Annotated in this window: 14 protein-coding genes; 7 read left to right on the top strand and 7 right to left on the bottom strand. The window is 73.0% G+C overall.

Annotated elements, in window-relative coordinates:
* Positions 1–27: 27 nt before the first annotated feature.
* The 4 genes from ACFY9V_RS23295 to ACFY9V_RS23280 form a co-directional block, all read right to left on the bottom strand.
* A complete protein-coding gene (locus ACFY9V_RS23295) occupies positions 28–1335 on the bottom strand; it encodes a hypothetical protein (protein ID WP_391162697.1) in 1308 nt (435 codons plus the stop codon).
* A 136-nt stretch (positions 1336–1471) separates the two neighbouring features.
* Complete coding sequence (locus ACFY9V_RS23290; protein WP_391047884.1) at positions 1472–1819, bottom strand: hypothetical protein; 348 nt, start codon at positions 1817–1819, stop codon at positions 1472–1474.
* Positions 1812–2345, bottom strand: coding sequence for a SigE family RNA polymerase sigma factor (locus ACFY9V_RS23285; protein WP_391162695.1), 534 nt, complete (start codon positions 2343–2345; stop codon positions 1812–1814). Before ACFY9V_RS23285 ends, ACFY9V_RS23290 begins: the two co-directional genes overlap by 8 nt.
* Positions 2346–2432: 87 nt before the next feature.
* Positions 2433–2894, bottom strand: coding sequence for an SRPBCC family protein (locus ACFY9V_RS23280; RefSeq protein ID WP_391162694.1), 462 nt, complete (start codon positions 2892–2894; stop codon positions 2433–2435).
* 218 nt (positions 2895–3112) lie between these two features.
* Here ACFY9V_RS23280 and crcB (ACFY9V_RS23275) point away from each other — a divergent pair, with 218 nt between their 5' ends.
* Both crcB (ACFY9V_RS23275) and crcB (ACFY9V_RS23270) read left to right on the top strand, forming a co-directional pair.
* On the top strand, positions 3113–3643 hold the full coding sequence (gene crcB / locus ACFY9V_RS23275) for a fluoride efflux transporter CrcB (protein WP_391162692.1): 531 nt from the start codon (positions 3113–3115) through the stop codon (positions 3641–3643).
* Entirely contained in the window at positions 3640–4014 is a 375-nt protein-coding gene (gene crcB / locus ACFY9V_RS23270) for a fluoride efflux transporter CrcB (RefSeq protein WP_391162691.1), read from the top strand. Before crcB (ACFY9V_RS23275) ends, crcB (ACFY9V_RS23270) begins: the two co-directional genes overlap by 4 nt.
* A 13-nt stretch (positions 4015–4027) precedes the next feature.
* Here the strand turns inward: crcB (ACFY9V_RS23270) and ACFY9V_RS23265 are convergent, their stop codons facing one another.
* Together ACFY9V_RS23265 and ACFY9V_RS23260 are read right to left on the bottom strand one after the other, a co-directional pair.
* The gene (locus ACFY9V_RS23265; RefSeq protein WP_391162689.1) at positions 4028–4825 is read right to left on the bottom strand and encodes a hypothetical protein; all 798 of its coding nucleotides are present in this window, start codon (positions 4823–4825) and stop codon (positions 4028–4030) included.
* 75 nt (positions 4826–4900) lie between these two features.
* Positions 4901–5776 (bottom strand): LysR family transcriptional regulator, encoded by an 876-nt coding sequence (locus tag ACFY9V_RS23260; RefSeq protein ID WP_355335053.1) that lies wholly within the window; start codon positions 5774–5776, stop codon positions 4901–4903.
* A 214-nt stretch (positions 5777–5990) separates the two neighbouring features.
* On the opposite strand from ACFY9V_RS23260, the gene ACFY9V_RS23255 reads away from it, so the two are divergent.
* The 5 genes from ACFY9V_RS23255 (at position 5991) to ACFY9V_RS23235 (ending at position 11572) form a co-directional block, all read left to right on the top strand.
* Positions 5991–7481, top strand: coding sequence for an FAD-linked oxidase C-terminal domain-containing protein (locus ACFY9V_RS23255; protein ID WP_391162688.1), 1491 nt, complete (start codon positions 5991–5993; stop codon positions 7479–7481).
* A gap of 1 nt (position 7482) precedes the next feature.
* Positions 7483–8709 carry an FAD-binding protein gene (locus ACFY9V_RS23250; RefSeq protein ID WP_391162687.1) on the top strand — a complete coding sequence of 409 codons (1227 nt, stop codon included), beginning with the start codon at positions 7483–7485 and terminating at the stop codon, positions 8707–8709.
* Complete coding sequence (locus tag ACFY9V_RS23245) at positions 8710–10392, top strand: heterodisulfide reductase-related iron-sulfur binding cluster (RefSeq protein ID WP_391162686.1); 1683 nt, start codon at positions 8710–8712, stop codon at positions 10390–10392. It abuts the gene before it with no gap.
* 181 nt (positions 10393–10573) lie between these two features.
* Positions 10574–10930: a hypothetical protein gene (locus ACFY9V_RS23240; RefSeq protein ID WP_355335042.1), complete on the top strand. Its 357-nt coding sequence runs from the start codon at positions 10574–10576 to the stop codon at positions 10928–10930.
* A 288-nt stretch (positions 10931–11218) separates the two neighbouring features.
* A complete protein-coding gene (locus ACFY9V_RS23235; protein WP_391162685.1) occupies positions 11219–11572 on the top strand; it encodes a PRC-barrel domain-containing protein in 354 nt (117 codons plus the stop codon).
* Between the two features lie 175 nt (positions 11573–11747).
* Here ACFY9V_RS23235 and ACFY9V_RS23230 read toward each other — a convergent pair whose 3' ends face one another.
* On the bottom strand, positions 11748–13028 hold the full coding sequence (locus ACFY9V_RS23230; protein WP_391162683.1) for an alpha/beta fold hydrolase: 1281 nt from the start codon (positions 13026–13028) through the stop codon (positions 11748–11750).
* Between the last annotated feature and the right edge of the window lie 3 nt (positions 13029–13031).

Here is a 13031-nt window from a genome sequence, read left to right as displayed (position 1 = left end):
CTCAGCGTGTCGTCGCGCCCGCTGGTGTCAGCCCGCCCACCGTCCCGAGGTGAAGGCGACCGTGAGGACGGTGGCCAGCGGCGCGGCGACGCACACGTACGCCGTGGTCAGCCAGGGGCGTCGTACGCTCCAGGCGGCCAGCCCCGTCCACAGCGGCCACCACAGCAGTGAGGCGCGCGGCACGGACATGTACCAGTACGAGGTGCCCAGCGCCCACAGGCTGAGCCCGAGGTAGACGGCCTCCGGCCAGCGGCGCCGCTTGAGCAGCAGGCAGAGCAGCGCCAGACCGACCGCCATGGCGACGAGTTCGAACTGGAACAGCAGCGCGTACGGCGTGGCCTGCGTGTGGTCGAAGGCGCCGTCCCAGGTGTGCCGCCACGCCTGCCACGGCGAGTGGAACGTCCGGTACCAGCCGCGTTCCTCCGCGTGCTTCCAGGCCATCCAGTCGCCGGTGCGCGCGTGCAGATACCAGGCGTAGACGAGCGCGGGCAGCGCGGAGAGCGCCGGCCAGTGCAGCAGCCGCAGCCGTTTGGTCAGCGGCCCGGAGGTCAGGAGCTGGACGACGAGCGCGGCGCCGAGGAACAGGCCGCTGATCCGGACGGTGGTCGCGGCGGCGGCCAGCGCGGCGGCGAGCGGCCAGTTCCCGCGCTTGGCGGCCAGCCAGCAGGGCAGCGCGAAGGCGAGGAACAGCGCCTCGGTGTACCCGGCGGCGAGGAAGACCGCGCAGGGGGAGAGCAGCAGGAAGAGCACGGCGCGCGATCCGGTGCCGTTCCCGTCGTCCGGGAGCCGGTCCGCGCCGCGCCCGGCTACGGACGTACGCGCGGACCGGCCGTCCAGCGCGGCGATCCGGGCCAGCGACAGCACGGCGACGGCCCCCGCCACGAACGAGATCAGCAGCCCCGCGGCGGTCCAGTCGCGTATCAGCAGGTGCACGGCGCGCAGCAGCAGCGGGAAGCCGGGGAAGAACGCCTCGCGGTTGTCGGGCGTGGCCGCGCCGCTGCCGAGAACGGCTCCCTGCACCGGTGCCGGGAAGTAGCCGTCGCGCGCGATGTGCAGGTAGTAGCCCCAGTCCCACTGCTCCCAGCGGGACATCATCGAGGGCGCCCGCTGTGCCTTGCCGTCGCCGGTGAACAGCCGCCCCGTGCAGTACGCGGTCGTCCAGACGCCGACCCGCGTGAGCGCGTACAGCCAGAGCACGGCGCGGTCGGTGGGGCCGAGGCGGGGGAGCGGCAGACGCCCCGGGAGCCGGTGGCGGAGCGGGACGGTACGGTCCGGCGGCTCGGACGGTACGGGGCGGGGCGCGGTCGCGGGCGGGGAGAAGGCGCTCTTGGGCATGGTCGTGCTCCTGAGGGGGCTGCCACGGACCGCTCGGGCGACGGCGCGGGCGACGACGTACGGGTGACGGTTCCGGGCATGCCGGACTGCCCGGCCGGCCGGTGCGGCCGGGGCGGGGTGCGACGGGGGGGAGTGCTTAGCGGGCTGTCGTCATGTGGACCGTGCCGGTCGGCGGGTAGGTGCGGACCGGGTAGTCGGAGGTCGCGGTCGACGACGGGAGGCCGTTCGGGCCGGTGGTGGCGGGCCCCGGGCTCGTGGCGGGCGGGACGGCGCCGCCGTCACCGGGCAGCAGCGTGACCAGCGACGCGGTCGTACCGCCGATCAGGACGCAGGCCACCGCGGCGACCGTCGCGAGCCGCTGCCTCCGCTTGCGGTCGCCGCGGGCGCGGACGACGGTCGGGGGCGCGGGCGTCGCCGCGCGGCGACCGTCCGCCGCGGCGTTCTTGAACGCGGACCTCAAGCGCTCCTCGTGGGTATCAGGCACCAGGGGGCTCCTCTGCGTGCGGTTCCGGCAGATGCTGGGCGAGCGTGGCCCGGCCCCTGACCAGGTGCGTCTTGACGGTGCTGCTGGACACACCGGTCTCCGCGGCGATCTGGTCGACGGACAGGTCGCACACGTAGTGCAGGGTGACGCTCCGCCGCTGTCCTGGCGGCAGTTCGCGCAGCGCGGAGACCAGGGCGACCGTGCCGGGGCCCGGTTCCTCGACGGACGGCGGGCCGCCGTACCGCTGCCACGCCTCCTCCGAGCGCCGACGGCCGCGCCAGCGGCTGACCGCGAGCCGCCAGGCGACCGTACGGATCCAGCCCTCCGGGTTGCCGTCCCTCGCGAGCTGCCGCCGTCGGCTCCAGCCCCTGACGAACGCTTCCTGCACCACGTCCTGCGCCTCCGGCAGATCGCCGAGCATCACATAGAGCTGACCGGTGAGCCGTCTGACCGCGTGGGCGTAGAACTCTTCGAACTCCTCAGCGGTCAACAACGGCTCCCAGTTCTCTTCGGCCTCATCACGCATACGCCTGGGGCCGGACGTCCGGTCGACATCCACGGGAGAGAATCTGCTGTGACGGCCGCCACATGAGGTGGCGGCGCGCCGTGGCCGCTACTCCGCGGCGGGCAACTCGGCGCGTTCCTTGAGGCCGCGGGCCTCCATCTCCAGGTACCTGCGGGTCAGGCCGCCCGCCACCAGGCCGACCAGGCCGGACAGCGCGCCGCGCTGGGTGAGCACCAGGGTGAGGCGGGTGCCGTCGCCCTCCGGCTCGACCAGGTGGTCGCCGCTCGTGGTCACTCCGGGAACCGCGGACCGCCATGAGAACCGGGAACCCTCGTCCAGCGCCGTGACCGTCCACACCGCCTTGCGCAACTTGGGCTGCTCGACCGCGAATCGGCGTCCGACGGCGACGACGTGGTCCGCGCTCCCGCTCCGGCTCGCGCCGTCCGCGTCGAGCGGGCGGACGGAGGTCATGGACGCCGTGAGAGCGGGCCAGTCCTCGACGGCGACGAGCACCTCCCAGACGCGTTCGACGGGAGCGTCGACGGTGATCGAGGTCTGGTAGGTCGGCACAGGGACTCTCCCTCGCGGTCGCGTGGCTCCGGCAGGAGACAGACTCCCACGCGCCCCTCGTACCGCGCCGGGTAGCATGGCGGTCTGCGGCGCTCCCCGGAGCACCGCGCGGCGGTGGGGCCCGCCGTACCCGAACCACGGCGACACAGCCGTCAACGGTCCCTACTTGCGACGCGCGCACGCCAAGCTTGGGCGTGCCCGGTGAGTAGGAGACGAAAGTGGCAGAAGTCCGGCCCGTGACGCCCGACGAACCCGTGGACCCCGACATCGATCTGCACGACCCGGCACAGCGCGAAGCGTCGCGCGAGGGCCAGGCCCCGGTCGTCGCCGTGGTCGCGGTCGGCGGCGCGATCGGCGCGTGCGCCCGCTACGGGGCCGCGCTGCTCTGGCCGACGGCCTCCGGCGCCTTCCCGTGGACGACGCTGATCGTCAACGTCGTCGGCTGCGCGGTCATCGGTGTCCTCATGGTGCTGATCACCGACGTCTGGAACACGCACCGTCTGGTGCGGCCCTTCTTCGGCACCGGCGTGCTCGGCGGCTTCACCACCTTCTCCACCTACGCCACCGACATCCGGGCCCTGATCGACGGCGGGCAGGCCCGTACCGCGCTCGCGTATCTGGCGCTCACGCTGCTCGCCGCCCTCGCCGCGGTGTGGCTGGCGGCGGCCGCGACCCGGCACGTGGTGCTCGGGCGGCTCGCGGACCGGGCCGAGCGGGCACGGCGGGCCGACGAGGCGGAGGCGCGATGAACTGGCTGCTGGTCATCGTCGGGGCCATGGTCGGCGCTCCGATGCGCTACCTCACCGACCGCTCGGTCCAGAGCCGGCACGACAGCCTCTTCCCCTGGGGCACCTTCACCGTCAACGTCGTCGGCTGTCTCGTCCTCGGCGTCGTGACCGGCGCGGTCACCGAGGGCGCCGCCTCGTCCCAGGTCCAGGTGCTGCTGGGCACCGGCCTGTGCGGCGCCCTCACCACCTACTCGACCTTCTCCTACGAGACGCTGCGGCTGGCCGAGAGCGGTGCCCGCTTCTTCGCCGCGGCCAACGCGGTGGCGAGCGTGGCGGCCGGGCTCGGCGCGGCCTTCGCCGGTACGGCGCTGGCGCGGGCGCTCTGGGGCTGAGCCGCGGGGTTCGTCAGCGCGCCGACAGCACGCTCATCAAGTGACGTACGGCGCGGGGCAGTTGGGCGCCGAACCGCTTCGTGTCGACATGGGGCGGGGGTTCGGGTGAGCCGTCCGCGTCCGTCGGGCGCTCGCCCGCGCCGATCCACTCCTCGGTGGCGCCGGCCTCGATCGAGAACACGGCGCCGCCGTGCAGGACGTCCACGGTCTGGCTCGTGGAGTCACCGGTGAGAAAGGCGCGGTCGCCGAGGCCGGTGACCGGCCTGCTCGTCCGCGGGTCGTGGACCATGACCACGCCGCTGCCGGCGGCCGGCTCGGCCGGGTCGGCGTCCCGCGCCTTCAGTCCGTCCTCGAACTCCGTCCGGGGGTCGGTCTTCTTGTGCAGGTCGACGCTGACCGAGATGGTGTACGAGGTGATCCAGCCGTCGTTCTCCGACGTGTTGCCGACCAGGCGGCACGCGATGTGGTCGAGCGTCCTGCCGACGTTCGTCGGTCCGGGGATCTCGCTCATCGAGGACAGGCCGATCATGTCCACGAGGGGCTGGAGCGCCGCCACGGTGCACGGATCCGCGAGGCGGTATCCGTGCAGGTCGGGCGGGGCCGTACGGCCGTAGTCGGCACCCCGCAGCGCGCCGGCCCAGGCCGCCGACGCGACGACGGCCCCGGCGAGCGCCCAGACCCAGGGCCCGCGCCGCCGGCGCACACCGGACAGCCGTCCGCCGCGCGGCTCCCGCGGCCGGTCGTCGTCGCCGATGACATCGACGGGCCGGTCGTCGCCCGACCCGTCCGTCAGCTCGGGCTCGGTGATCACGCCGCCCCCCTCGTCGCGTTGGGGCCACCCTATGGCGGGGGCACGGCGCGCGGACGGGGGACGGGCGTGATCCGGTCAGCGGTCCAGGTACGACAGGAGTTCCCGCGCGGCCGGTCCTGGCCGGTCGTCGTCGGGCAGGGCGACGGAGACCGGCCAGCCCGGGTCCTCGGCGCCGGTGATCGGCACGGCGCACAGCGACGCGGCCGACTCCTTGCGGGCGATGGGGCGCGGGACGACCGCGATGCCGAGCCCGTAGCGGACCAGGTCGATCACCGTGTGCACGTCGTACACCTCGAGGGCGACCTGACGGGAGGCGCCGCAGGCGGCGAAGGCCCGGTCGGTGAGCTGCCGGGCGCCCCAGTCGGCGTGGAAGTCCACGAAGGTCTCGCCGTCGAGGTCCGCCCACTTCACCTGCGGCTCGCCCGCCAGCCGGTGGCCGGGGTCGCAGAGCAGCACCATCGGCTCGGTGGTCAGCGGCAGCAGGCGTACGCCCTCGGGCGGCGCTCCCGGCAGGGTCACGAAGGCGACGTCGAGATGGCCGTCGGCCACGTCGCCAGCGAGCACGGTCGAGCCCGCCTGGCGCAGCCGGACCTCGACATTGGGGTGCCGGGCGCGGAAGCGGGCCAGCAGGTCGCCGATGTCGATGGTCACGCACTGCTCGATGCCGACCGAGAGGGTGCCGCGCAGGAGCCCCTGCACCGCGGCGACGGCCTCCCGCGCGGCGCGGGCGCCGGCCAGCGTACGGGTCGCCTCCACGAGCAACGCCCGCCCGGCGCCGGTGAGTTCGACGCTGCGTGTGGTACGGACGAACAGCGGCGAGCCCAGCTCGCGCTCCAGCGCGCGCACCGAGGCGGACAGCCCGGACTGGGAGACCAGCATGCGCTGGGCTGCCCGGGTGAAGTGCCGCTCCTCGGCGACCGCCACGAAGTATTCGAGCTGGCGCAGTTCCATGATTCAGCACTCTAGCTGCTGAATCGAGCCCCATTGTTCCAAGCCCGGACGGACGGCGGCGGTCGCGGCCGGTGGCCGTCTGGGGCGGGAGGGGTGGTCCGTGCGGGGGTGACGAATGCCACCCGCCACCCTTGACGTGCTCGGAAGGCGACGGCATTCTTCCATCATTCGGTATTCAGTTACCGAGGAGTGGAATCAAGCGGAGGAGTGCGCGATGACCGCCGTCCCGGCCGACGCGGACCGGCCCACGCCCAAGGCGCCAGGGCTCGCGGCCCGGCTGCGCGCCTCCATCGGCGCGGAGAAGGTCCTCACCGACCCCGCCCAACTGCGCACCTACGAATGCGACGGCCTGACCAACTTCCGGGTACGGCCCGCCGTCGTCGTCCTCGCCGAACACCGCGACGACGTCGTGGCGGCGGTGCGGCTGTGCGCCGAGGCCGGAGTCCCGTTCGTCGCCCGCGGCTCCGGTACCGGGCTGTCCGGCGGCGCCGTCCCCGTCGCCGACGGCGTCCTCATCGTGCTGTCCAGGCTCCGCCGGATCGTCTCCGTCGACCCCGACAACGCCCGCGTCGTCGTCGAGCCCGGCGTGATCAACCTGTCGGTCACCCGCGAGGCCGCCCCCTACGGCCAGGCGTACGCGCCCGACCCGTCATCGCAGCAGGTCTGTTCCATCGGCGGGAACGTCGCGGAGAACGCGGGCGGCGCGCACTGCCTCAAGTACGGCTTCACCGTCAACCACGTCATGGGCGCGGAAGTCGTCCTGCCCGACGGCGAGGTGGTGCACCTCGGGGGCACCGCGCCCGAACACCCGGGCCTCGACCTGCTCGGCGCGTTCGTCGGCAGCGAGGGCACGCTCGGCGTCGCCACCGAGGTCACCGTCCGCACCATCCAGGCGCCCGAATCCGTGCAGACCATGCTCGTCGGCTTCCACACCGTGGAGGACGCGGCGGGAGCGGTCAGCGACATCATCGCGGCGGGCATCCTGCCCGCGGCCATCGAGATGATGGACGCCCTCGCCATCGAGGCGGCCGAGGCCGCGGTCAACTGCGGTTACCCGCGGGGCGCGGTCGCCGTCCTCGTCATCGAACTCGACGGCCCCCACGTCGAGGTGGACGAACAATTCGTCCAGGTCGAGCAACTGGCCGCCGCGCGCCACGCGTTCGAGACCCGCATCGCCCGCGACGCCGCCGAGCGCGCCCTGATGTGGAAGGGCCGCAAGTCCGCCTTCGCGGCCGTCGGCCGGATCAGTCCCGCCTACTACGTCCAGGACGGCGTCATCCCGCGCACCCGGCTGCCCGAGATCCTCACCGAGGTCGGCCGCCTCGCCGAGCGCGCCGGGATCCGCGTCGCCAACGTCTTCCACGCGGGCGACGGCAATCTGCACCCCCTCATCCTCTTCGACGACACCGTCCCCGGCGCCGCGCACGCCGCCGAGGAGCTGGGCTTCGCCATCCTCGACCTGTGCGTCGACGCGGGCGGCTCCATCACCGGGGAACACGGCGTCGGCCTGGAGAAGAAGTCGCGGATGACCCGGCAGTTCACGGACGAGGACCTGGACACCATGCAACTCGTCCGCTGCGCCTTCGACCCCGACAACATCGCCAACCCCGGCAAGCAGTTCCCGACCCCGCGGCTGTGCGGGGAGCGCCCCGGCGTCCGCACCGCCGCCGACACGCACGATCCGGCGCTGGGCGAGGTGTTCTGAGATGACCGCACCGCACCGCGCGCGTCCGGACACCGCGCAGGCGGGCGCCGTACGGTCCGAGACCGTCGAGACCGTGGCCGCCGCCGAGGTCGCCGAACCCCCGACCGCAGCGGAGACCGTCGAACCCGCGACCGCAGCGGAGACCGTCGAACCCGCGACCGCCGCTGAGGTCGCCGAGATCCTGCGGAGCACCACCGGCACCGTCGTCCCGGTCGGCGGCGGTACGAAGACCGGCTGGGCCGCCCCTGCCACCTCCTGCGACCTGCTGCTGCGCACCGCGGGACTGGGCCGGGTCGTGGAGTACGCGCCCGGCGACCTCGTGGTCGTCGCCGAGGCCGGGGTGCCACTGGCCGACCTGCAACGACAGCTCGCGGAACACGGCCAGACGCTCGCCCTCGACCCGCCGGAAGCGGGCGCCACGCTCGGCGGGATCGTCAGCGCCAACGCCTCGGGGCCGCGCCGACTGCGCTACGGCACCGCCCGCGACCTGCTCATCGGCGTCACCGTCGCCCTGGCCGACGGCACGCTCGCGCGATCGGGCGGCAAGGTCGTCAAGAACGTGGCCGGATACGACCTCGGCAAGCTCTACACCGGAGCGCACGGCGGCCTCGGCGTCCTGGTCTCCACGACCTGGCGCCTCCACCCGCTGCCCCCGGTCACCGGCGCGGTCACCGTGCCCGTACAGGACAGCGCCGAAGCGGGCAGGTACGCCGCGCTGCTCGCCCGCTCCACGCTCACCCCCACCGCCGTCGAACTCAACTGGTCTTCGCGGGCGGGGGAGTTGACCGTGCTCTTCGAGAGCAGCGCCGCTTCCGTACGCGCCCAGTCGCGTGCCGCGATCGCGTTGCTGGGGGCGGGGGCGCACGCGGACGAGGTCCCCGGCTGGTTCGGAGCGCGGCCGACCGGCGGCCTCGTCCTGCGGCTTGCCCACGAACCCTTCGCGCTGCCCCGCGTGCTCGACGCCCTCCCGGACGGCGCTTCGGGCACCGCGTCGGCCTGCACGGGAGTGGCGTACATGGCGGTGCCCACCGACACCGACCTCGCGGCGCTGAGGGCGTCGATCGCCCCGTACGACGGCTCCGCGGTGGTGATCGCCGCCGACGACGCGCGCGCCGCGCTCGACCACTGGGGGCCGGTCGCCGACTCGTTCGACCTGATGACGCGGGTCAAGGACCGCTTCGACCCGGAGCGGCGCCTGTCGCCCGGCCGACTGCTCGGAGGACTCTAGATGGCCGCGGACACCCCCAACGGGCCCCTTCCGCACGGGAATTCGGCGCATACGTCCAAGGACGCCTTTAAGGGCTCCTCCAAGGACGCTTTCAAGGGCTCCTCCAACGGGTCGCTCCCGGACGGGGGTTCAGCGGGCGCCTCCAACGGGTCGCTCCCGCCACGGGGTTCTGGGGAGCCCCCGGTCCCGGTGCCGCCCGTACTCGGTGTGTCCGTCGCGCCCAGCGCGGGCGCCGCCACCGTCGCCCTCGGCATGCCGGGCAGCGCGCCGCCGCCCGGCAGCGCCTTCGACGCCCACCACCCGCCGGACGCGGCGCTCGTCGGGGACTGCGTGCACTGCGGCTTCTGCCTTCCCACCTGCCCGACGTATGTGCTGTGGGGCGAGGAGATGGACAGCCCGCGCGGACGCATCGACATCATGAAGGCCGGACTCGAAGGTGACGCTTTCGACGCCGGCAGCGTGCGTCACCTCGACCAGTGCCTCGGCTGCATGGCGTGCGTGACGGCCTGCCCGTCCGGCGTGCAGTACGACAAGCTCATCGAGAGCACCCGCGCCCAGCTCGAACGCCGGGTCCAACGGCCGCGCGCCGAACGGCTGTTGCGCGCCCTGATCTACGGCCTGTTCCCCTACCCCCGCCGTCTGCGCGCCCTGCGCGGACCGCTGCGCGTCTACCAGGCGAGCGGTCTCGGGCGGCTGCTCGCCCGCGGCGGAGTGCTGCGACGGCTGCCGCGCCCCCTCCAGGCCATGGAGTCGCTGGCCCCCAGGCTCGGCCACGTCGACAAGCTGCCGGAACACACCCCCGCCGTCGGCGCCCGCCGCCGTACCGTCGGCCTGCTCACCGGCTGCGTCCAGGGGACCTTCTTCCCCGACGTGAACGCCGCGACCGTACGCGTCCTGGCCGCCGAGGGCTGCGACGTGGTCGTACCGCGACGTCAGAGCTGCTGCGGCGCGCTGTCCGCGCACGCGGGCCGGGCCCCCGAGGCGGAGGGCTTCGCGAAGTCCGTCATCGAGACGTTCGAGGCGGCGGGGGTGGAGACCGTCGTGGTGAACGCCGCGGGCTGCGGGTCCAACCTCAAGGAGTACGGCCACCAGTTGCGCGACGAGCCCGACTGGGCGCGCCGCGCGGAGGCGCTGGCCGCCAAGGTCAAGGACATCACCGAACTCCTCGACGAATTGGGCCCGGTGGCCCCCAGGCACCCGCTCCCCATGACCGTCGCCTACCAGGACGCCTGCCACCTGGCGCACGCGCAGGCCGTACGCGACCAGCCGCGCCGACTGCTGCGGGCCGTTCCCGGCCTGGAGACAAGGGAGTTGGCGGAGGCCGAGATCTGCTGCGGCAGCGCGGGCACGTACAACCTGCTGCACGCGGAGCCCGCACGCGAACTCGGCGAACGCAAGGCCAAGGCGGTCCTGGCGACCGGCGCGGACATCATGGTCACCGCGAACCCCGGCTGCTGGATGCAGGTCGCCACCACGTTGGCCCGCATGGGCGAGCGGCTGCCCGTCGCCCACACCGTGCAGGTGCTCGACGCCTCGATCCGGGGTGTCCCCGTCGACCGGCTCCTGGCCCGGGCACTCGAAGGACCCGGCACCGTCATCTCCTACGCCACCCCCGGGACCCGCGCCACGCGGCGGAGCTCTCGTGAGGCGGAACCGCCCGGGCGCGCCCCGGTCGGCCGATGACGCGTTGACATGCGGTGACGCCCGGAGTTCACTGGCCAGTACGGCGTAGGGCGGTACGCGGCGCGCCTTCGGCACGCCACAGCCTTCAGCTTCCACCGATCTCATGGTGTTCGGGTGGGCGTCGGCACGACACCACGGCCCGGATCACGACCCCGCACGGCAGAGAGAAGTGGCACTTCACATGATGTATGACGCCGAACGCGCACGGCAGCCCGCGACCGGGGCGGAGAATCCGGCGTTCACCGAACGGTGGGCCAAGCGCGAGTCCCGGCCCGAGCCGCTGCTGCCGCAGAAGGAGCGCGACGACTCCGCCGCGCTCCTCCAGCGGGCCGCGGGCTCCTTCGGCGAGAGTCCGCGCCAGGCGCTGGACGAGGCCGACCAGGCCCTCGACGCGGCCAGCGGCCACCTCGCCGAGGTGCTGGCCGAGCGGCTGCGCGTCCTGCGCGCCCGCTGGCAGGACGCAGACGGCGTCCCGGATGGCGCCGTGGGCCTGCTGCGCGACTACCGCGAACTCACCGAGCGCCTGCTGCGCCTCTGACCGAGGGCCCGAGGGCCGCGCGAAGCCCGCTGGCGGAGAGCGATTCTCCGGCCCGGCGGGCTTTTGTCGTGACCCCGATCACACCTCGACGCCGGGCGTCCGGCCGGAGCACCACGCCGTTTCCGCTGCTCAGACGAATATTTGCCGCACGGCAATAATCTTCGGCATATGAGGTGTGCGTGCGGGACGGGCGGGCACGCGACGGTGTGAGTAAGCGTCACTGACTATCGGATGACACAACGTCACTACCGCGAATCGGGACGGAAATTGCGATAAAGGAGCCGCGACATGAGTGACAATATCTGGGGCTACGAGCAGACCTCCGGCCACACGGCGGGAACCGACCTGATCGGATACAAGGTCGAGGCGACCGACGGCCACATCGGAAAGGTCGACAAGCACTCCGATGACGCCGACTCCGCATATCTGGTGGTCGACACGGGTGTGTGGATTTTCGGCAAGCACGTACTGCTCCCGGCCGGCACCGTGAGGTCGATCGACGCGGCGGACCAGAAGATCTTCGTCGAGCTGACGAAGGAGCAGATCAAGAACTCCCCTGAGTTCGACAAGGACAAGCACGTCGGCGACGCCGGATACCACCAGCAGGTGGGCGAGTACTACGGCAGCCACCGTAACCGCTGACACAGCGAGCGGCAGGGAAATTTAGGGCCGCCCCGGCACTCGCCGGGGCGGCCTTTTCCCGTGGGCACGTGAATTCCGTGGGAGCGTGAAATGCCCCCGGGGGTTTGTCGTTTGTCACCGCACGGGCATCGCACGCTGGCATCTCACGGGCATCTCACGGCATCTCACGGGTGCCTCACGACGGCGGAGCCGTCCCGGTGTAGGGCCGCAACGGAAGCGGCCGGTCCAGCAGGAAGGCCACGAGCGCCGACTCGTAGACCGCGGGCCGGTCGATCGCGATGGCGTGCCCGGCGCCGGGCACGTACACCAGGGTCGCGTCGGGAAGTGTGCGCTTGTAGTCGTAGGTGACCTCCCACTTCTTGTAGTCGCACTCGCCGCGCATGATGAGCGTCGGTATGCGCGCCGTGCGCAGCCGGGGACGCGGGTCCGGCAGGTGCTTGGCGTCGTCGATGGTGAACTGGTTGACGTAGAAGCCCGTGCGGTTGTCCGGGAGCCGCGCCGGGGGCCGGCCGGGGCACTGGGCGGCGGGCAGTGACGTGGTGAGGATCTCCCGGAAGCGCTGGTCGGCCTCCCGGTCGCCGACCAGGTGGTGCGCCGCGTCGGGGTTGACCGACTGGAGCAGGGCCATGGCGATCATCCGGGGAGTGTTGGTCAGCTCGTCGACCCGCTTCCTGGCCTCCGGCGTCAGCCGGTCCCACAGCTCACCGGTCTCGCCGTCGGGGAAGGCCCCGTACCAGAGCACGCCCGGCGAGCTGAGGACGGCCTTGGCCACCCGGTCGGGATGCGCGGCCATGTAGTGGGCGGCGAGCGAGCCGCCCCAGGACTGGCCGACCAGGATGATCTTCTCCGCGCCTATCGTCCGGCGGATGGCGTCCAGATCCGCCACCTGCCGGGCGACGGTGTACTGCGTCACGTCGCGCAGCCTGCTGGAGCGTCCCGAGCCGACCTGGTCGTACGCGTAGACGTCGAAGCCGTCGGCGGCCAGCGCGCGGCCCGCCTGCGAGATGTCGTCATTGGCGGTGCCCGGACCGCCGTGCAGGAAGATCACCGGTGCGGGCCTGGCCGTGCCCGTGGCCGCCGCCTCGCGGTACGCGATCCGGGAGCCGGTCGGCAGCGCCCAGAAACGCACGTCCGGCGGTACCTTCTCGTCCGCGGGCCGCGGCATCGGCCGCAGGACGGTCGCCCCCGACAGCGCCGCGGCCACCACGGCGAGCACGGTGGCGGAGATCACCGCGGCCCGGCGCCGACGGGCGACGCCGAACAGTACGAAGCCGGGCCACGCCACGAGGAAGGTGACGCCGAACAGGACGGCGAGGGCCGCCGCCACCAGGAGCGGGACGGAAGCGGTGGCCGCGCCCGCGCCGACGAAACCGGCCACGGCCGCGGCGAGCCCGAGAACCGCGGCCACCAGAAGGAGCAGGACGCCAGCGGTGCGGCGTAGGAGTGTCTGTGCCATGTC

Source organism: Streptomyces sp. NPDC008317, assembly GCF_042955955.1.
Lineage (GTDB): Bacteria > Actinomycetota > Actinomycetes > Streptomycetales > Streptomycetaceae > Actinacidiphila.
Note: the sequence above shows the minus strand (reverse complement) of the source record. Positions and strands in the feature narration are given on the sequence as shown.